The organism is Streptomyces sp. f51, assembly GCF_037940415.1.
Taxonomy (GTDB): domain Bacteria; phylum Actinomycetota; class Actinomycetes; order Streptomycetales; family Streptomycetaceae; genus Streptomyces.
Genome location: NZ_CP149798.1, coordinates 696978 through 715490, shown reverse-complemented (window position 1 = coordinate 715490; position 18513 = coordinate 696978). Strand labels below are relative to the sequence as shown.

Below are 18513 nucleotides of genomic sequence, written 5' to 3'. Positions count from 1 at the left end.
CGTCCTTCCGCTCAGCCGAGCCGCGGACGGCCCGGAGCGCTCAGCCGCCAGCCCGCCGAGTGCCAGGTCCGGGCGTCGAGGGTGTTGCGGGCGTCGACCATGGCCGGGCTGCGCACCACGGTGGCGAGGGCGGCGGGGTCGAGCTCCTGGTACTGGGGCCACTCGGTGAGGTGCAGGACGACGTCGGCCTGCTCGCACGCCTTGGTGACGTCCAGGGCGTATTGCAGTTCGGGGTACACGGCCCGGGCGTTGTCGATCGCCTCCGGGTCGTGCACCCGGACCCGCGCTCCGCGCAGGCGCACCGCCTCCGCGACCGCGAGCGCCGGGGAGTCCCGTACGTCGTCGCTGCCCGGCTTGAAGGCGGCCCCCAGGACCGCCACGTCACGGCCTTCGAGGCTCCCGCCGGCCATGCGCTCGGCGAGGTCGACCGTGCGCCCGCGCTGCCTTGTGTTGATCTCGTCGACCTGGCGGAGGAACGCCACCGACTCGCCCCGGCCGATCTCCTCCGCCCGCGCGGCGAAGGCCCGGATGTCCTTGGGCAGGCAGCTGCCGCCGAAGCCGAGGCCGGGGGCCAGGAAGGAGGGGCCGATGCGGGAGTCGCCGCCCATCGCCGCGGCGAGGGTGAGCACGTCGGCGCCCATGACGTCACAGATCTCGGCCATGGCGTTGATGAAGGAGATCTTGGTGGCCAGGAAGGAGTTCGAGGCCACCTTGACGAGTTCGGCGGTCACGGTGTCGGTGGCGATGAAGGGCGCGCCGGCCGCCGTCAGGGGGGCGTAGACGGCGCGCAGCCGCTCCTCGGCCCAGGCCGACCGTACGCCCGCCACGACGCGTTCCGGGCGCAGCGTGTCCTGGACCGCGGATCCCTCGCGCAGGAACTCCGGGTTCCAGGCGATCTCGGCGCCGGGAGCGTCCAGCCGCTCGGCCAGCCGGTCCGCCGTACCGACGGGCACGGTGGACTTGCCGACGACCAGGGGCCGGTCGTGGCCCGCGGCGCGCAGAGCCGGGGCCAGCGCGTCCACCACGGCCTCGACATGGCGCAGGTCGGCGGCGCCCGAGTCGGGCCGCTGCGGGGTGCCGACGCAGATGAAGTGCGTGTCGGCGAACCGGGCGGCCTCGTCCAGCGACGTGGTGAAGCGCAGTGTGCCGGCGGCCACCGTCCGCTGGAGCATCCCCGGCAGGCCGGGCTCGTGGAACGGGGGATGCCCGGCGGCGAGCGCCGTGACCCGCTCCTCGTCGACGTCGACGCCGAGCACCTCATGGCCCGTCTCCGCCATGCAGGCGGCATGGACTGCTCCGACGTACCCGGTCCCGATGACTGTGAGGCGCATGTCTCTCTCCGAGGTGTTCCGTCCGTATATTTACGACGTATACGTACATGGTCACCCCAGGACGGGCTGAGGTCAACGCGCATCGGTGAGAGGTCCGTGCACCCGGCGGTCGCACGGCGGCGGATCGGCCGGTCAGCGGCGCCCGGCCGGGCCGGAGCGCTCGGGCCGCAGCAGGCGCCACGCCACCAGCCCGGCGAACCGCATCGCCTCGGCCGCGGCCGGTACGGGGTCGTCCCAGGAGAGCCAGGCCCGCTCGGTGGCCCGCACGTGCAGCAGGTCGGAGGGCAGCCGGCGCTCATGCCGCAGCCATGCCGCCGCCGACGCGAAGTCCAGCTGGCCGGCGGCGAAGACCCGACCCTCGGCCTGGTCGCCGTCCGGCACGGCGTGGCCGGTCAGGTCGAGATGCATGGCACGGACGACGTCGATCCCGTGGACGTTCTCGAAGAGGCGGAACTGCGCGCCGGCGCGCGGATTGAAGTCGACGAGCTTGTACCGCCCGTCCCGGCGGTCGTAACGCCAGTCGAGATCCGCCAGGCCGCTGTAGCCGGTGCCGCGGCACAGCCGCTCCGCCAGACCGGCCAGCTCGGCGTTGCGCAGGGCCACCGCCCGGGCGGTCATCCCCGCGTACGGAGGCCAGGAGCGCAGCTTGAGGCCGGTGAACAGGACGCGCGGAACGCCGCCCGCACCGCAGTACAGATGGGTGATCCAGTCCTCCGCCTGCTGCCGCGGGATGTACTCCTGCACGAGTACGGGGGGCGGCGCGGCCTCGGGGAAGCGGCGGAGCAGCGCCCGTTCGGTGGGCACGACGGTGGTGGTGCCCCTGACGGCCGGGGTCCGGAGCCTGCTGAACGGCGCCAGATTCTTGAGGACCAGCGGATAGCCGAGCTCGCGGCCCGCGTCGACCAGTTCGTCACGGTTCTGCGGGGCCCGCGACGACGGCGAGGGGACGCCCGCCTCGGCGCAGATCCGGTGCAGGCTCGCCTTGCAGGCCAGCAGGCGCGGAAGATGGGCCGGCACGGGCGGAATCAGGAAACACTCCTTCAGCCGGTCCGCGTACTCCGCGAGCAGGATCGCCGCCTCGTCGTCGGTCGGCACCGCCACGCACCGGACGCCGATCGTCCGGCCTATGGACAGCAGGCCGTCCGCGAGCCGTTCCGGTTCCTCGCAGCCGGTCGTCCGCCACACGATGCCGTTCGTGAGATGGCGCGAGAGGGCGACCGGGGTGAAGCGGTCCTCGACCACGGCGTGGACCGGGACGCCGAGCCGTCCGAGCGTGCGCACCACGCCCAGACTGCCGTGGTGCAGCGGATAGTTGCCGATTCTGGCGAGGAGCACGGGTACGTCGGTGTCCAGCAAGAGGACCACTCGTCCCTCTCCGGGAAGCATTCCCCGGAAGGCACTAACATGGACAAAGCTCGTAGATCCACTCAAAAGACTTGGATCGCCCGTCATCATTATCCCCGGCAAGCAGGGGTCGTGCCGCTGACAGCCCGGCAAGGTCTGGTATGAAGACACCCGCCAAGATGTCCTCGCTCTCCGGTCTGCTGCCCCTGTACTTCCCGCGCGCTCTGGCGGGTCTGGACGACCGTCTGCGGGCTCACTGGCTCGTACGCGGCGCCGGTCCCAGGGACATCACCGTGGTCCGGCGCCCGTCCTTGCCCAAGGCGGGTCTGCTGGTGTTCGAGCTGAGGCACGGCGCGGGAAGCCTGGTGATCAAGCACCCCAGGGACGAGGCCGGCGCAGCCGTCACGGCGCGGGAGCGGGACGTCCTGCTGGAACTCGCCGAGGACACCCGGCTCGACCCGTGGCGCGCCCTCCTGCCCCGCGTCGTCGGCTCGCCCGGCCCCGAGGGCACCCTTGCCCAAACCGCGCTCCCGGGCGTGGCGGCCGAGCGGCTGGTCATGGCCCCCTCCGGTGACCCGCACACCGCCATGGCTCCCGCGATGCGGCTGCTGGCGGATCTGCGGGCCGCCACCGGGCGTCCGCGGAAGGCCGCCGACCGTGCCCCCGCCTGGTGCGAAGAGCAGCTGACGGTCCTGTTCGCCGGGATGCCCGGTTACCGTTCCGGCCGCAGAGCGGCCGAATGCGAGGCCCTGCGCCAACGGCTGGAGGCGGCCCTGACGGGTGCCGTGCTCACGGAGGGCTGGACACATGGCGACTACCACCCCGGCAACGTGCTCCTGGGCCGGGACCCGCTCCGGGTGACAGGCGTCTTCGACTGGAGCAGCGGCCGCGCCGACGGGCCGTGCGAGATCGACGCCTATTCCTTCGTCCTGGCCCTGCGCAGCACGGTCACCGGCCGCCCGCTCGGTGGCCTCGTCGCCGAGACCCTGCGCACCGGCCGGGTGCCGGACGCCGACCGGACCCTGCTCGCCCTGGCCGGTCTCGACCCGTACGACGGTGTCGTCGATCCGGTGGCGATTCCCCTGCTGAGCTGGCTGTGGCACGTGGTGAACAACGTCCGCAAGTCCCCGAGATTCGGCCACAGCTACGGATGGCTCACGCACACGGTCGCGCCCGTCCTCGGCGAATGCGTCCGCTGGGCCGGTGCGCGACCGTGACGGCCGGCACCGGCCCGACGGGACACAGGGAGCGACCATGCCCATGAACACCGGATCCGGCACTCGGCGCAGAACGGCCGGGAGCAGAGGCGTCCCCGGCTCCCGGCGGCTGCCCACCGCGGTCATCGGGGCCGGCCCCTACGGCCTTGCCACGGCCGCATGGCTGAGCACGGAGGGAGTATCACGGCGGGTGTTCGGCGAACCCATGGAGTGCTGGCGCGCCAACATGCCGGACGGCATGTACCTGAAGTCCGTCCCCGCTGCCTCCTGCATCTCCGCGCCGGAGTCCGGCTACGGTCTGGGGGACTTCCGCAGCGCACGGGGACGTGGACCGGTCGGTGACCGGTACCCCATTCCCGTCGAGGAGATGATCGCCTACGGGCAGTGGTTCCAGGAGCGCCGCGTGCCGGAGCTGGAGCGCGGGCGGGTCCGTACCGTCAGCCGTGTCGACGGGCGCTTCGGCGTCACCCTGGACTCGGGGGAGGAGTTCCTCGCCGAGAACGTGGTGATGGCGACCGGCCTCGTCCCCTTCGCCCACGAGCCCGCGGAACTGGCCGGGCCCCTCCCGGCGGAGCTGGTCTCCCACACCAGCCGGCACCACGACCTGGGCCCGTTCTCGGGGCGGCGGATCGCCGTCCTCGGCGCCGGGCAGTCGGCCCTGGAGAGCGCAGCGCTGCTGCGCGAGGCCGGGGCCCTTCCCACGGTGATCGCCCGCGCGGCCTTCGTCGCCTTCGGCGGCCCACCCGACACCGACCGGCCCTGCGACCGGCCGCGTCGGGTACGGATCGTCAAACCGGGTTCCCCGCTCGGACCGGGCTGGTCGCTGCTGGCCTGCGCCCACGGCGCCGGAGCGATCCGCCGTCTGCCGCGGGGGCTGCGGCTGCGGCTGCTGCACAACGTCCTCGGTCCGTCCGGCGCCTGGTGGCTGCGGGACCGCGTGGACGACCGGATCCCCGTGCTGTGCGGCCGTACGGTCCGCTCCGTGGAGGCCGAGGGCGGCGTGGTGCGTCTCGGGGTCACGGACGCGGAGGGGCGGGCGGAGACCGTGCGGGCCGACCATCTGCTGCTGGCCACGGGATACCGCGTCGACATCGACCGGCTCGGGCTGCTGGCACCCGAACTCCGCAGGGAGATCGAGACGTTCCGTGGCGCGCCCCGGCTGTCGTCCGGGTTCGAGTCCTCCGTACCCGGGCTGTTCTTCACCGGACTGGCCGCCGCCCCCACCTTCGGACCCGTGCTGCGGTTCGTCGCCGGAACCGGATTCGCCGCGCGCCGGCTGGCCGGCGCGGTCGCGGCCGGGACCCGCGCCCGCCCATGAGGTCACGGGGCGCGGTTCTCGGGGTGCTTCTCCTGCTGCTGGCGGTGGCATGCGGTGCCTGCGGGTCCGCGCCCGGAACGGCGACGCCCCGGCCCGTGGCACCCGGCCACTGGCGACTGGTCTTCCACGACGAGTTCGGCGGCTCACACCTCGACAAGAACCGCTGGGCCACGTGCTACGACTGGAACAAGCGGGGCTGCACCATCAGCACCAACAATGAACTGGAGTGGTACCAGCCGGGTCAAGTGGTCGTGGGCGGAGGGAAGTTGACCCTCAATGCCCAGCGCCGGGCGATCCGTGGCAGCGACGGCAAGGTTTACCCCTGGGTGTCCGGCATGATCTCCACGGGCCGCGACGACTGGTACGCCCAGCCGCGCGAGACGTTCACCTACGGCTACTTCGAGGCGGCGGTCCGTATCCCGGAACAGGGCGGGATGACACCGGAGTTCTGGATGATGCCCGCGAGCCGCTACACCCCGCCCGAGATCGACATCATGGAGTTCCTCGGCACCACGCGCACGCTGTCGATGTTCGTGCACTGGAAGAACGCCGAGGGCGCCGAGAGGAAGGAGCGCGGGACCTTCACCGCGAACGGTTTCCCCGACGGCTACCACCTCTTCGGGCTGCTCTGGGAGAAGGACAGACTCGTCTGGTACGTCGACGGGATCGAGCGGTTCCGGGTGACCCGGCCCGAGCGCATCCCCCACGTGCCCATGGAAGTCATCCTGAACCTGGCCGTCGGCCTTCCGTACCCCCCGCCCCCGGGCACCGACTCGGCACGTCTGCTCGTCGACTGGGTCCGGGTCTGGCAGCACTGACGGGCCGTGAGCGCCGCCGCCCGTCCGTGACGTCCGGTCAGATCATGCGGGCAGCGCCCGGTACGGCAGCCCGATCCGCGCCCTCGTCCGGCGGTAGGCCCGCCAGCCCCTGGTCCGAGCTCCCTCGGCGAACGGTGCCACGGGCGCTCCCTCGCCGCCGGTCCAGAGCGCGAAGCGGTCCCGGCCGGTGTCGGCCCTGACCATGAGCCGGGCGAACCGCAGCGGGTCGTCCGTCCCCGAACTGAAGGCGGAGTCCGCCCGGATGGCGGCGGCCGAGGTCCAGCCGGCCTCGCGGACCAGCGCGCGCACGGTGCGGCTGGAGTAGCCGTGCGGGTAGGCGAACGCGTCGGCGCGGTGCCCGAGCGTGTCCTCGATGTCCCGCTTGCACCCGGCCACCTCCTCCCGCACCGATGCCCGGGGCAGCGTGTCCAGTTGAGGATGCGTCACGGAGTGCCCGCCGATCTCGACCCCGGCCGCGTCCAGCTCCCTGACCTGGGCCCGGTCGAGCGTGGCCACGGACGGGAAGGGCCCGCCGCCCGACGGCCGGCCGGGGACGCCGAGGGCGCCGGTGGTCACGTAAAGAGTCGAGGGGAGTCCCCGGGCGGCGAGCAGCGGAGCCACGGTGGAGGCGAAGTCCGCGTATCCGTCGTCGAAGGTGAGCACCGCGGACCGCGGCGGCACCGCGGGACCCCCGAGCAGGGCGTCGACCAGCCGGCGCAACGGGACGACCCTCAGTCCGCCGTCGGCGATCAGGTCCAGGTGCTCCGCGAACGTACGCGGACTCACCGTGTACGGGGCCAGCCACGAGGGCGGGTCGTCCGACACCGCGTGGTAGAGGAAGACGGGGACGACGCTCATGACCCTGCCGCCACGGTCGGCTGGGCCACTCGGTGCCGACGCCGGGAGAAGACCTGGGACCCCAACGGCCGGACGGATCCGACGAGATATCCGGAGACGGTCGCGCACACACCCCCGGACAGCGCCCCGATCGTGCGCAGCGCGCCGGGTCGGCGGATCCGCGTCACGTTGCGGGCGAGGGCACGCGAGATGGTCGACCGCACGTACACGCGCTCGTTGGCCAGGGCCGGGCCGCGGCCGCAGCGCTGTGCCACCAGCGCCTTGGACAGCCCCTCGATGTAGCAGCGGTTGCGGAAGTAGGCCCAGCTCGTACGGGACTCGGGGACCCGGTGCCGTATCTCGGCGGCCGGCTCGTACAGCAGGACGGCCCGCGGGTCGCGGGCGGCGAGCCGCAGACACAGGTCCGTCTCGTCGCAGCTCGCCATCGGACGGCTGCCGACGCGTCCGAGGGCGTCGAGGAAGCCGCCGACGGTGATCAGTTCCTTTCTGCGGAACGACATGTTGGCGCCGATGAAGTTGCGGACCGGAGCGGCGTGCCGGGGCTGTCCCCGGTAGGAGCAGCCCACCACCCAGTCGAACTCAGGGGGGAACCACACCGGTCGCCCGGTCACCCACCACGGGCGCACGAACCCGCCGACGCCCACCACACGGGGGTCCCGGTAGGGCGCCAGCAGCCGGCCCGTCCAGCCGGGTTCCGCGGTGGCGTCGTCGTCGAGGAAGGCCACCACGTCGGCCCGCGACACGGAGACTCCGGTGTTGCGGCCCCCCGAAAGACCGCGGCGCCTGTCGTTGGGCACCACATGGACGCCGGGCAGCTCGCGCTCGGCGCGCTCCAGGAGTTCCGGGTTGTGGTCGACCACGAGCACGACCTCGTCGGCGGGCGGGTCCTGGGTCAGTACCGACCCGATCGCGGCCCGCAGATCGTCCCAGCGGTCCAGGGTGTAGGCACAGATGACGACCGACAGGGTGGGGACGGTGCGTTCGGTGGACGGTGCGCTGTTCATGATGACCCTTCGGCGACGGGGACGAGCCAGCGGGACCTGGACACGAGCAGGAACGCGGCGATCAGGCATTGGGTGACGAGCCAGGCGATGCCCGCGCCCACGAGGCCGACCACGGGCAGGAGCAGATGCGTGAGACCGAGCACCAGGACGCACATCGCGCCTTGCAGCCATACCGCCCAGCGGAGCCGTCGCTGCGCGCGGACGACGTCGATGGCCACGCTCAGCAGCAGGTTCGGCAGCGCGGACAGGGCCAGCAGCCGCAGCAGGGTGCTTCCTGCGGCGGCGTAGGAGGCACCGAAGATCGACAGGATCTGCGGGGCCGCGACGACCAGCACCAGGGTGATGCCGCCCAGCAGCAGACCCGAGTGGCGCAGGACGCGCCGGGAGTGCTCCACGAGACGCCCGGGCCCGCGCACGGATTCGGCGAGCAGCGACGTTCCCATGTTGCGGGCGATCAGGTAGGGCACGTACGCCACACCCCACGCGACCGAGTAGAAGGCGCTCTGCTCGGCACCGCAACTGTTCAGTACGAGCAGCGGGACCACCGTGTATCCGGCGACCCGGAACAGGGAGCCCAGATAGTCGGCCGCGGCGTATTTGAGCATGCGGGGCGGTGGCGGCGCGGTCGTCGTCTCCCGCTCGTGCCGGGGGATGCCTCTGCCCATCAGGACGGCGTTGGCGACGACCATCGAGACCACGAGGGCCCCCGCCCACGACAGGAGGATCCCCGAGAAGAAGCCCAGGGCGGCGCCGAGGCCGAGCAGCACTATCTTCACCAGGGCGAAGATCAGGTTCTCGCCCACGACCCAGCCCGGCATGCGGACCGCGGTGAGCGCGCCGTCCTGGAGGACGAAGACGGCGTAGCCGGCGGTCGCCACCACGAAGCAGGTCGCGGTGACCGGATTCAGCAGGAAGCCGAGCCTCGGTGAGATCACCGGCACCATCGCGAGGAACACCAGGGACACGACCACGCTGAAGGAGACGCTGGCCGCGTAGCAGATGAGGACCAGACGGCGGCTGCGGCGGCCCGCGGTCGGCACGAACCGCACCAGGAAGTCGTTCAGGTTGAGCTGCCCTATGCCCGTGAGCAGGAGGGACGCCATGAGTGCCGAGTAGCTGAGGCCCACGGTCCGCTCGTCGTACCAGTGGGTCGCGAAGGTCCAGAAGAAGAAGCCGAGGCCGGCGTTGACGAGGGAACTGACGGCGAGGACGTGTCCCGTGCGCAGTACGGGCTCTCCCGGCAGCACGGCTGCGACGCCGGCGCGCAGCATGCCCAGGGGCCGTCGTCGCATGCCGGCGCCTCCCGCGGCCGAGTCGGTCACCTGGCTGGTGTCCAAGCCCCTCACCCCGTCAGCGGATTCCGGTGCCGGCGCCGGACAGGCGTCCGCGGAGGTAGCCGCAGGGGCCGTAGAGCATCCCCCGCACCTCCAGGAGCGCCAGCCGCCGTGACCAGCCGGCCTCGGGATCGGCGCCGCGGGCCCGTGACCGGGTCATGGCGTAGCGGATGCCGCCGGGCAGCCTGCGCAGCAGGGCGGGCAGCCGACGGGGGTTCCTCAGCAGCGCCCCGGCGAGATAGGCGCCGAGGCCGGCGCCGTAGCCGAAGGCCTGCGCGGCCACGGCGTCCGTCGTGCGGCGATGGCAGTGCCACACGATGGCGCCCGGCTGGTAGGCGAGGGTGTGCCCGGCGGTGAGGATCTCGAAGAAGGCGAGCAGGTCGTCACCGCCCCGGCCGGGGGTCCCGGCACCGGTCGCGGTGTCGAAGCCGCCCAGGGCGCGGAGCGCCGCGGTCCGGAAGGCCATGTTGGCGCCGGAGCCGAAGCGTCCGGCGGTGAAGGGGAACAGCGGGTCCGTGGGCGGCGGATCGGACAGTGACCAGGTGCGCGGCACGTACCCTTTCGCGAAACCGCCCTGGAGCTCCAGCGCGGTCTGGGCCTCGGTCTCCAGTTCCGCGGGCACGATCAGCCCGGTGACACAGCCGATCCGCGGGTCGTGCGCGAACGTCCCGGCCAGGGCCGAGAGCCATCCGGGGTCGACGAGCGTGTCGTCGTCCGTGAAGGCGACGATCGATCCGCGTGCCCGGCCGAGCCCCAGGTTGTGGGCGCGGGCCAGACCGGCGACGGGCTCGCGGACGTAGTGGACCCGTCCGGGGAACTCCGAGCGGACCAGGACTTCGGTCGTGCGGTGCGACGGGGCGTTGTCGACGACGATGATCTCGTACGCGGGGTACGTCGAGCGCAGCAGCGAGCGCAGGCAGTGCCGCAGCTTCTCCGGCCGGTCACGCGTGGCCACGACCACGCTGATGACGGGCGCCCGCCGGGACGTGGGGTGCCGGACCGTGGGGTCCGAGGGGCCGGTCGCGTCCATGGCGCGGTGGTCGGCGAGCTGCCCGGCCAGTTCCAGGTGGGCGGTGTCGGCCAGCGCACGCCACAGTCCCTCGGGTCCCGAGGTGTCCCCGGCGCTCACCATGCCCAGGGGGCGGCCGCGCAGTCGTACGAGCGCCCGGGCCCGCCCCTGTGGCCGTGCGGGCCCCCGGTCGCCCGGCAGCCGGAACTCGCCCGGGCGGGCCAGGTCGATGTCGACGACCGTCACCGGTGGCCGGACCCGGGGGGAGCGGGCCGGGGCGTGGTTCACGACGCGCTCCGCTCGGGCCGTGCGGCGGAGGACCGGGCGGCGGACGACTTGGCGCCAGGCCGTTCGGAGAGCAGGGTGCGCAGCACCCGGCGCCCGTCGGATATGGCGTGGAGGTTCGAACAGCCGCTGCGGCGGGGGAGTTCCAGGCTGGGGACCTCGGCGATGCGCAGGCCGGAGCGCAGTGCGTGCACGATCATCTCGGCCTCGATCTCGAAGCCGACGGCGTGCAGGTCGAGTTGGTCGAGGAAGCTGCGCCGGAAGGCGCAGAAGCCGTAGCAGAGGTCGGTCAGGCTCGCGTCGTAGAGCCGGTTGGCGGCGAGCAGGAGTACGTGGTTGCCCAGCTTGCGGAAGCGGGTGATGTCGAGCGAACCGCCGCCCGCGACGAACCTGGAGCCCTTGACGAAGTCGTAGCCGTGCTCCAGGAAGTGCACGAAGTGCGGGATCTCCGCCGGTGACATGCTGCCGTCGGCGTCCATCATCACCACGTAGTCCCCCTTGGCCGCGAGGAAGCCGGTGCGCAGCGCGTTGCCCTTGCCGGGGCCGCTCTGCCGTACGTTGCGCACGGTCGGCAGGCAGTGCTGTGCCATGGGCACGGTGGCGTCGGTGGAGTCGCCGTCCACGAGGATGACCTCGTCCACGCACGCCGGGATCTGCTCGAAGACCCACGCGATGTTGCGCGCCTCGTTGAGCGCCGGGACGACCAGGCTGACGGTCGACTGCGTGGACTGGGTTCCAGCCTCGCGCTCGTCACTGATGATCGGGTCCTTGTACATGATCATGCATCTCCGAGTCGCCGCCATACGGCATATGTTTACGACGTATATCTACACCTTCACCCGATTTGCGACCGACGTCAAGCGAGCGGGAGCGGAGGGGGTGCGCCAGGGAGTGCGGGACCGCCGCGGGGCCTTCACCTGGACTGTTGCGGTACGGCGGGTGTGGCGGGGTGGCGCCTGGCGCGGAGGCCCCGGGGGTCGGCCCCGGCCGCGTCACTCGGCCGTCGGGGGCTCGGAGCGGCCTGTGCAGGCCGTCCGTGGGTCCGCGCCCGGCGCGTCCCGAGGCTCCCGGCGCGGCCCTCCGCCGGGCCGGGGCGACAGCGCCAGGGCGGATGTGAGGGCGGCGAGCACGAGCAGCGCCCGGGTGACGCTGAACGTGCCGCTCAGGAACAGGGGTTCCACGACGAGCACCGCGATCGACAGGCTGAGCGCCAGGGTCAGTACGGCGGTCTCCAGGACCGCGGTGCGCTCAGTGAGGCGCGCCGCGCCCGACCGGGCCCACCGCGACGCCGCCAGGCCGGGGCAGACGAGCACGAACACGGTCGTCACGGTGACCCGCAGGACCGTGACGTCCGCCAGGAAGGTGACCACGGCCAGCGTCACCCAGCCGGACAGCGCGAGTCCCCAGCGGAGCGGAGTCATGGCCGGCTCAGCTCTTCGCGCCCTGGTACCGGTAGACCACGGCGTCCTTGCTGCGGTAGACGGGGATGAAGCCCGGGGTCTTCGACAGGGCCGAGTCCATGCGCTGCACCGTACCGCCGGGCAGGATCCCCCGCTCGTAGAGGTCGGCGGCCTGCGCCCGGCTCAGGATGATGTAGGCGGGCTGTTGCGGGTCGGCCCGCTGGATGAACCCTTCCAGGCCCTTCACCGGGTCGTTCACCAGGCGCTCCCGGTCACGGAGGTCCTGCTCGTCCATCTGCACCTGGGGGTTCTCGTCGTAGCGCAGGTACAGGCCGGGCACGGCCGACGTCAGGGAGACGATGGTGGACCCGGGAGGCGCGGTGGCCGCGACGAAACGGCCGGCCTCGACCTCCTCCTTCGTGAAGTAGTTCGCCGATTCCTTGCCGTAGTAGCCGAACATGAGTCCCCCGAGCAGGGCGAGGAGCAGCGGATAGGCGGCCAGCGTCCGAAGGCGTGGACGTGCGCTCGGCTGTGACCGTGGGCTCGGCTGAGACCGTGCGCTCCGCTCCGGCCGTGTGCCCGGCTTCAGCAGCAGGACGGCGATCAGCAGCGAGGCCGCCGGCAGGGCGAAGAGATACGCGCGAAAGATCATCTCTCCGCCGTAGGCGTTCGCCGCCAGCAGGGGCAGCGGAGCCACGACGAGCAGCGGAAGCGCGGTGCGGCGGACCCAGGGGCGCGCCAGGAAGGCGACGGCCGCCAGGACGAAGACGGCCGCGGACAGGCCCCGGTCGACCCAGGACACCACGACCTGCCCCGGAGCCGCGGTGCCGAGGGCGGCCAGCCCGGAGACGACGTTGGTGTCCGGTTTCAGCAGGGAGTTCATGAAGTCGCCCAGGTTCTGGGAGAGATAGGGGCGGGCGACGGTGGCGTCCCACACCACGGCCAGAACCACCGTGCCGGCCAGGACGGGCAGCACGACCCGCCGGTTGCGCCGCGGGAGCGACAGCACCACCAGCGCGCTGATCAGCATGAGCGGTGTCAGCGGGTGCGAGGAGATGATGACGGCCGCGATCAGTATGACCGCCACGAAACGGCCGACGGGCCATCGGGCCGTGTGCGTGTCGCCCGACCGGTACAGCACCGAGCCGGGCAACTGCCCCATGACCAGGGCGATCACCGTGACGAACAGCAGGAACGCGAAGGCCTGGGGGGCGAAGTAGTCCTGGCCCACCCAGGAACACGAGTAGTAGATCCAGGCCGCTCCCCAGAGCAGCCGGCGGTCGCGCGTCACCGTCCGGTAGAGCAGCAGCAGGGGGCCGAGCAGCACCGCGTTGAAGACCGGCGGGGTCCACGTCGCGTAGCCGAGCGCCGAATGCACGCCGGTGGCTTGCAGGAAGAACGCGTTGAGGTCGAAGAATCCGGGCCACTGGTTGTAGATGGCGAGCTTGTCCGCGTGGGGCACCTCGCCGTGGTGGCGGATCACCGCGTCGACGACCGCGACGTGTTTCCACGCCCAGCTGTAGCGCAGAGTCGGGTAGAGCAGGGTGGGGGTCGCGTGGATGACCGCGATCAGCCCGAGGACGTATCCCGCGAACCATCCGCTGCCGGTACGCCGGTCGGCCAGTGCCAGGCAGAAGCCGAGGGCGAGCAGGCCGAGGGCGATCCAGTAGAGCACCGGCAGCACCTGGAGCAGGCCGTAGTCGCGCATTCCGGCGAGATCCACGTGGCGCAGGGACAGCAGCCAGAGGGTGAGGGCCGCGGGAAGGATCAGGCGCGTCGCCCACGTGAAGGGGGTGGTCGGGCCGGAGGGGCGCCGCTCCGCGGCAGCGGTACCGGGCCGCCGGGCCATGGCGTTGGTGAGGGACGCCACGCGCCCGCCCGTCAGCGTCTGGAGCTTGCCCATGAAGAGGTCTCCCGGGGAACCGGCGCTCCGGCGACGGCCTTCCTGACACCGAACGCCTGCTCCTCGGGACGACCGGCCGTCCTCCCGTCGCGGTCGACGGGGGCGTTGGCTCGACGCATGGGCCACCTTCCGGATCCGGCCTGTCGGTCTCCCGCCCCGGCGTCACGTTCATCGTCGGCACGGCCGTCGGCACTTCCGCTCGTCGGTCCGCGTCAGCGCCGGATGTCGACCAGTAAGAGGTATCAATACCGATTGTGACGGTATTTCCGAACGCTGCAAGTGGCAGCTCGCGGCGGTCAGGCGCGGCGGGCGTCGAGACGGTGCCCGGACGGAGAGCGGTGAAGAGACAGGTGAGAGGCGTGCGGCAGTCTCCGGGGAGAGGGCTTCTCGCCCCGGGGCGCCTTCCAGGGAGAGTCCTCCTCGCGTCGGCGGCCGTGCTGGCGACGCTCGTGACGGCAGCGGGCTGTGACGGCTCGGCGGCGCGAACAGGGCTTCCCCGCCCTGACCACATCGTCGTGGTGATCGAGGAGGACCAGTCGTACGACGCCGTCATCGGCAACGCGAATGCCCCGTACATCAACCAACTGGCCCGGCGGGGCGCGTCGCTCACGCAGTACTACGCTCTCACCCATCCCAGCCAGCCCAACTACCTGGCACTCTTCTCGGGCTCCTTCCTGGGCGTCGACGACGATTCCTGCCCGCACGCGCTCACGTCGCGCAATCTCGGTTCCCAGCTCCTCCAGGCCCATCTGACCTTCGTGGGCTACGCGCAGAGCATGCCCCGCGTCGGATTCACCGGCTGCGCCGCCGGTGCCTACGTACGCCGGCACAACCCCTGGGTGAACTTCGGCAACCTCCCCGCGTCCGTCAATCGCCCGTGGACCGACTTCCCGCGCGACTTCACCCGGCTGCCGACGATCGCGTTCGTCGTCCCCGACCTCGAACACGACATGCACGACGGGAACGTGCGGCAGGGCGACGACTGGCTGCGGAACAGCCTCGGCGGCTACGCCGACTGGGCGATGACCCACAACAGCCTGCTGGCCGTCACCTGGGACGAGGACGATTCCAGGGGGCCCAACCACATCCCCACCGTCCTCGTGGGCGAGCACGTCCGGCGGGGTGACGACGACCAGCCGAACAACCAGTTCGGACTGCTGCGCATGATGCTCGACCTGTACGGCCTGAAGCCCCTCCACCACAGCGCCGACGTGGAACCCGTCGACGTGGGATGACGACCCGAACGAGGCGCCCTCGGGGTCGTGCGGGGGCGCTCTCGGGGGCGTACAGGTCGAGGCGCTCTCAGGGATCCTGAAAGCGGATCAGGCGTTTGACGGCCGTCCGCAGCCGGCGATCGGCCGCCGAGACGGGGAGGCGTTCCCGGAGCAGGCGGGGGGAGGGGAAGCTCTCCGCCCCGAAACCCGCCTTGAACTCCGCGAGGGAGGACCCCGGGGCGGACTCTCCCATGTCGAACGTCCGGCAGGCCGCGTCGCACGCGTCCTCGATCGCGAGCCGGTACAGGAACGGGACGGCCCGGACGGGATGGGCCAGTTCCCGGTCCATGGCGCTGCGCCACATCTTGGCGTGCCCGCCGTGCCGCAGCACGATGCACGCCCCGGCGGGTTCACCGCCGCGCCAGGCCATCCAGATCGCGCACCCCTCACCGAACCGCGCGGCCACCGCCTCCAGCCGCCGCACGGGGAACTCCCGGGTTCTGCGCCACCGGGCCAACGCCAGCGGCTCGTGCTGCTGTTCGGCCCAGCGCACGATCGACTTCCGGTACAGGTCGTAGAAGACCGGAACGAGCCGGCCGGTGCGGTCCACCTCGGTCTCGACGTCCGAGCGCTCGGCCCGGCGGACCTCCCGTCGCATACGACGTCCGAACCGCCGGTCCCACACGGTGCCGAAGCCGCCGTCGAGGTTCACCATCTGGGTCATGTGGGGCTGGACGTCGAATCCGGTCGCCGCGCCGGCCCACACGGCCTGGTCCGCGGGACGCAGCCGTACGGCGACCTGGAGCGCGCGCAGCCGCGCGAGGTCGGCGAACACCGCGCGAGCCTCCGCCGCACTCACACCCTCCGGGCACACCGGCCCTCCGATGCCCCACTGGGCCGGCCAGGACTCCTCCGCGCCCAGGATCCGGGGCAGATGCCTTCGGGCCACGAGGGGGAGCACGAGCCGCCGGCCCGTCTCGAACTCGTAGAGGCGGCTCGCGTCGCGATACGGCCCGGTGGCGCACAGGCAGTCAAGCCAGAACGGGGTCTGGCTGGGGTTGGTGTCCTGGTCCTTGCCCGCCAACTCCCACCAGACGTCACGTGGAGCCGGTGTGGTGATCTGCGCGAGACCGGCCGGGGTGTCGATGAGGAGTTGAGCAGGTGCGTTCACGGGCCTCTCCCGCCGGGCGAGGGGCCCCGCGAGGACGACGCTCGCGGACCGAGGACCCACGTGCCCATGTCCGATGCTAGGCGGGGCGCCGGGGCCGGGCATCTCGGTGGGTGTCGGGTGCGACCCGGTCCGGGGTCCCGGTGGGTGTCGGGTGAGACCCGGTCCGGGGTCCCGGCGGCGCGGGGTGTCATCCGGGTCCGGCGCTCCGATGGGATCGGCCGTCACTCGTCCTTGAAGCCGATGAGACGCTTCACCGCACCGCGCAGCAGCTGATCGCCCGCCGTCAGGGGAAGCACCTCCCTGCGGTAGCCGAACGACGGATGGCCACGGGCGCCGAGCCGTTCCTTGAAGACGCTCACCGAGGAGTCCGGCGCGGAGTCGCCGAAGTGGTAGAAGCGGCAACCGGCCGCACAGGCGTCCTCGATGGCGAGCTTGTGCAGCAGCGTGGTGGCGCGGATCGGATGCGCCAGTTCCTTGATCATCCCGCTCCGCCAGTACTTGGCGTGAGGTCCGTGGTGGAGCACCATGATGGCCGCCACGGGCCGGCCCTCGTACGAGGCGAGCCACACGGCGCAGGAATCCGCGAACGTCTCGGCGACGGTCTGGAACTTGCGCAGCGGGTCGATCCGGTTCCTGCGCCAGCGGGCGAGCGCCAGCGGCTCGTTCGCCTGCTGCGCCCAACGGGCGATCGAGTGCTGGTAGAGCGCGTAGAAGGCCGGCACCAGGCGCCCGGTGCGGTCGACCTCCACCTCGACCCCCGCCTTCTCGCCCTTGCGCACCGCCGTTCTGACCGATCCCTTGAACTGGCCCCACACATCGCCGAAGCCGCCCCCGAGATCCAGGATGTACGTCGTGTGGGGCAGGGTCGTGAAGGCGGGGGGCACCGCGGAACGCCACACGGGGTCCGCGTTCGGCCCGAACCGTACGGAGACGCGATTCGCGGGCAGCCGGGCCAGGTCCTCGAAGACGGCACGCGCGTGCCGCGGGGCGGGCGCCTCGGTGGCGACCGGGGCGCCGATACCCCACTCGGAGGGCCAGGCGTCCTGCGCGATCAGACGGGCGGGCCAACCGCGTCGGCGGGCCAGCGGCACGACGAGGCCGCCCGAACCGCCGAACTCGTAGAAGCGGCTGGCGTCGTCGTAGGAATCCGTCGCGCAGATGCAGTCCAGCCAGCCAGGGGTCTGGGTGATCAGTGCCTCGTCGCTCTCGTCGACCAGGCGCTGCCACGCGCCCCGAGGCGCCGGAGTCGTCACCTGGAGAGAGTCGCGGATCGACGAGGTCCGAGGGCCCGAAATGCGCATGGCGCCAGTTCCTCACGCGTCGCGGACGGTGGGCGTTCCGAACCTTCCCCCGTTCAAGGGTCCCTTCAAGAGTCCTCCGCCGCTCAACGGGCCGCACCTCGGGCAGGGGCGCAGGTGCTTCGGTTCGGCTCGGCCCGATTGTGGGGGATTGACGTGAAAGGTACGGTTTTGTTGCTGTGGCATGGCACTTCGAGCGACCACCTATCGCCAGTCGACAGAGGTACCCGTGGACCAGTTGGCAGGAACTCAGAGCTCCACGCGCATGGTGCGCCTGCATCAGCGATTCCCCGCGCTTCGCTTCCTGCACGAGGCGCGCCGCGTGCTCGACGACGGGATCGATCTGTTCCGGCTCAAGCTCGACGCGCTGCCCGACGGCGTCTATCAGCCGGTTCCCGGTGTGCACGTGCGGAAGGCCAAACGATCCGTCGGTACGGGGTCGCGCTGGACGGCGATGGCACCCCTGGTCGAGCGGCTCGGAGTGCAGAGCGCGCTGGACGTGGGCGCGAACGTCGGCTACTTCCCGATCAGGCTCGGCCAGCGCGGGATACCCTCCGTCGCCCTGGAGGCCGACCCGAAATGCGTCCGGACGGCGATGACGGCCGTGCGCCGGAACGGACTCGCCAACGTGGCGGTGATGAGTCTCGAGTTCCGCCCCGACACGGTCGGGCTGCTGCCGGCGACGGACTGCACCCTCCTGCTGTCCCTGTGGCACCACCTCGTACGGGAGCTGGGCCTCGACACCGCCACTCAGCTGCTGCGGGAACTCTGGACCCGGACCGGCAAGGTGATGTTCTTCGACAGCGGCGAGGACGAGATGCCCGGGTCGTTCGGGCTGCCGCGCATGGTGCCCACGCCCGACGCCTGGCTCACGGAGTACCTGGAGAAGAACTGCGCGGGCGGCCGGGTCGAACACCTCGGCCGGCACCGCGCGTTCGACGCCGACGGCCTCCCCACGGACCGGGCACTCTTCGCCGTGATCCGGGAGACGCCGACCGCCTAGCGCCCG

The 18513-nt window shown here is 71.9% G+C and carries 16 protein-coding genes; 5 read left to right on the top strand and 11 right to left on the bottom strand.

Features of this window, described 5'->3' with window-relative positions:
• Positions 1-11: 11 nt before the first annotated feature.
• A complete protein-coding gene (locus WJM95_RS03160) occupies positions 12-1331 on the bottom strand; it encodes a UDP-glucose/GDP-mannose dehydrogenase family protein (RefSeq protein ID WP_339127915.1) in 1320 nt (439 codons plus the stop codon).
• Between the two features lie 132 nt (positions 1332-1463).
• Positions 1464-2696, bottom strand: a complete 1233-nt coding sequence (locus tag WJM95_RS03155) for an ATP-grasp domain-containing protein (protein WP_339127914.1) — start codon at positions 2694-2696, stop codon at positions 1464-1466.
• Positions 2697-2836: 140 nt separating this feature from the next.
• Here WJM95_RS03155 and WJM95_RS03150 point away from each other — a divergent pair, with 140 nt between their 5' ends.
• The 3 genes from WJM95_RS03150 (at position 2837) to WJM95_RS03140 (ending at position 6028) form a co-directional block, all read left to right on the top strand.
• Complete coding sequence (locus WJM95_RS03150) at positions 2837-3892, top strand: aminoglycoside phosphotransferase family protein (protein ID WP_339127913.1); 1056 nt, start codon at positions 2837-2839, stop codon at positions 3890-3892.
• A 109-nt stretch (positions 3893-4001) separates the two neighbouring features.
• Positions 4002-5210 (top strand): FAD-dependent oxidoreductase, encoded by a 1209-nt coding sequence (locus tag WJM95_RS03145; protein ID WP_339135332.1) that lies wholly within the window; start codon positions 4002-4004, stop codon positions 5208-5210.
• A gap of 23 nt (positions 5211-5233) precedes the next feature.
• Complete coding sequence (locus WJM95_RS03140; protein WP_339127912.1) at positions 5234-6028, top strand: glycoside hydrolase family 16 protein; 795 nt, start codon at positions 5234-5236, stop codon at positions 6026-6028.
• A gap of 42 nt (positions 6029-6070) precedes the next feature.
• Here the strand turns inward: WJM95_RS03140 and WJM95_RS03135 are convergent, their stop codons facing one another.
• The 7 genes from WJM95_RS03135 to WJM95_RS03105 form a co-directional block, all read right to left on the bottom strand.
• On the bottom strand, positions 6071-6886 hold the full coding sequence (locus WJM95_RS03135; RefSeq protein ID WP_339127911.1) for a polysaccharide deacetylase family protein: 816 nt from the start codon (positions 6884-6886) through the stop codon (positions 6071-6073).
• Positions 6883-7890, bottom strand: coding sequence for a glycosyltransferase family 2 protein (locus WJM95_RS03130; protein ID WP_339127910.1), 1008 nt, complete (start codon positions 7888-7890; stop codon positions 6883-6885). The genes WJM95_RS03135 and WJM95_RS03130 overlap by 4 nt, the downstream gene beginning before the upstream one ends.
• Positions 7887-9182 carry a hypothetical protein gene (locus WJM95_RS03125; protein ID WP_339127909.1) on the bottom strand — a complete coding sequence of 432 codons (1296 nt, stop codon included), beginning with the start codon at positions 9180-9182 and terminating at the stop codon, positions 7887-7889. The genes WJM95_RS03130 and WJM95_RS03125 overlap by 4 nt, the downstream gene beginning before the upstream one ends.
• A 58-nt stretch (positions 9183-9240) precedes the next feature.
• Entirely contained in the window at positions 9241-10521 is a 1281-nt protein-coding gene (locus WJM95_RS03120; protein ID WP_339127908.1) for a glycosyltransferase, read from the bottom strand.
• Positions 10518-11300 (bottom strand): glycosyltransferase family 2 protein, encoded by a 783-nt coding sequence (locus WJM95_RS03115; protein ID WP_339127907.1) that lies wholly within the window; start codon positions 11298-11300, stop codon positions 10518-10520. The genes WJM95_RS03120 and WJM95_RS03115 overlap by 4 nt, the downstream gene beginning before the upstream one ends.
• A 210-nt stretch (positions 11301-11510) precedes the next feature.
• On the bottom strand, positions 11511-11939 hold the full coding sequence (locus tag WJM95_RS03110; protein WP_339127906.1) for a hypothetical protein: 429 nt from the start codon (positions 11937-11939) through the stop codon (positions 11511-11513).
• Between the two features lie 7 nt (positions 11940-11946).
• Entirely contained in the window at positions 11947-13821 is a 1875-nt protein-coding gene (locus WJM95_RS03105) for a glycosyltransferase (protein WP_339127905.1), read from the bottom strand.
• A gap of 515 nt (positions 13822-14336) precedes the next feature.
• Here WJM95_RS03105 and WJM95_RS03100 point away from each other — a divergent pair.
• A complete protein-coding gene (locus WJM95_RS03100; protein ID WP_339127904.1) occupies positions 14337-15056 on the top strand; it encodes an alkaline phosphatase family protein in 720 nt (239 codons plus the stop codon).
• Positions 15057-15123: 67 nt separating this feature from the next.
• On the opposite strand, the gene WJM95_RS03095 is transcribed toward WJM95_RS03100, so the two are convergent.
• Both WJM95_RS03095 and WJM95_RS03090 read right to left on the bottom strand, forming a co-directional pair.
• The gene (locus WJM95_RS03095) at positions 15124-16206 is read right to left on the bottom strand and encodes a GNAT family N-acetyltransferase (protein WP_339127903.1); all 1083 of its coding nucleotides are present in this window, start codon (positions 16204-16206) and stop codon (positions 15124-15126) included.
• Between the two features lie 221 nt (positions 16207-16427).
• On the bottom strand, positions 16428-17459 hold the full coding sequence (locus tag WJM95_RS03090; protein ID WP_339127902.1) for a GNAT family N-acetyltransferase: 1032 nt from the start codon (positions 17457-17459) through the stop codon (positions 16428-16430).
• 310 nt (positions 17460-17769) lie between these two features.
• Here WJM95_RS03090 and WJM95_RS03085 point away from each other — a divergent pair, with 310 nt between their 5' ends.
• Complete coding sequence (locus tag WJM95_RS03085) at positions 17770-18507, top strand: hypothetical protein (RefSeq protein WP_339127901.1); 738 nt, start codon at positions 17770-17772, stop codon at positions 18505-18507.
• The last annotated feature ends 6 nt before the right edge of the window (positions 18508-18513 follow it).

What these genes read in the sequence shown, in the direction of transcription:
- WJM95_RS03135 (WP_339127911.1), bottom strand. Translation starts at nt 6,886, where the DNA reads ATGAGCGTCGTCCCCGTCTTCCTCTACCACGCGGTGTCGGACGACCCG.
- WJM95_RS03110 (WP_339127906.1), bottom strand. Translation starts at nt 11,939, where the DNA reads ATGACTCCGCTCCGCTGGGGACTCGCGCTGTCCGGCTGGGTGACGCTG.
- WJM95_RS03125 (WP_339127909.1), bottom strand. Translation starts at nt 9,182, where the DNA reads ATGCGACGACGGCCCCTGGGCATGCTGCGCGCCGGCGTCGCAGCCGTG.
- WJM95_RS03115 (WP_339127907.1), bottom strand. Translation starts at nt 11,300, where the DNA reads ATGATCATGTACAAGGACCCGATCATCAGTGACGAGCGCGAGGCTGGA.
- WJM95_RS03085 (WP_339127901.1), top strand. Translation starts at nt 17,770, where the DNA reads ATGGTGCGCCTGCATCAGCGATTCCCCGCGCTTCGCTTCCTGCACGAG.
- WJM95_RS03130 (WP_339127910.1), bottom strand. Translation starts at nt 7,890, where the DNA reads ATGAACAGCGCACCGTCCACCGAACGCACCGTCCCCACCCTGTCGGTC.
- WJM95_RS03160 (WP_339127915.1), bottom strand. Translation starts at nt 1,331, where the DNA reads ATGCGCCTCACAGTCATCGGGACCGGGTACGTCGGAGCAGTCCATGCC.
- WJM95_RS03105 (WP_339127905.1), bottom strand. Translation starts at nt 13,821, where the DNA reads ATGGGCAAGCTCCAGACGCTGACGGGCGGGCGCGTGGCGTCCCTCACC.
- WJM95_RS03150 (WP_339127913.1), top strand. Translation starts at nt 2,837, where the DNA reads ATGAAGACACCCGCCAAGATGTCCTCGCTCTCCGGTCTGCTGCCCCTG.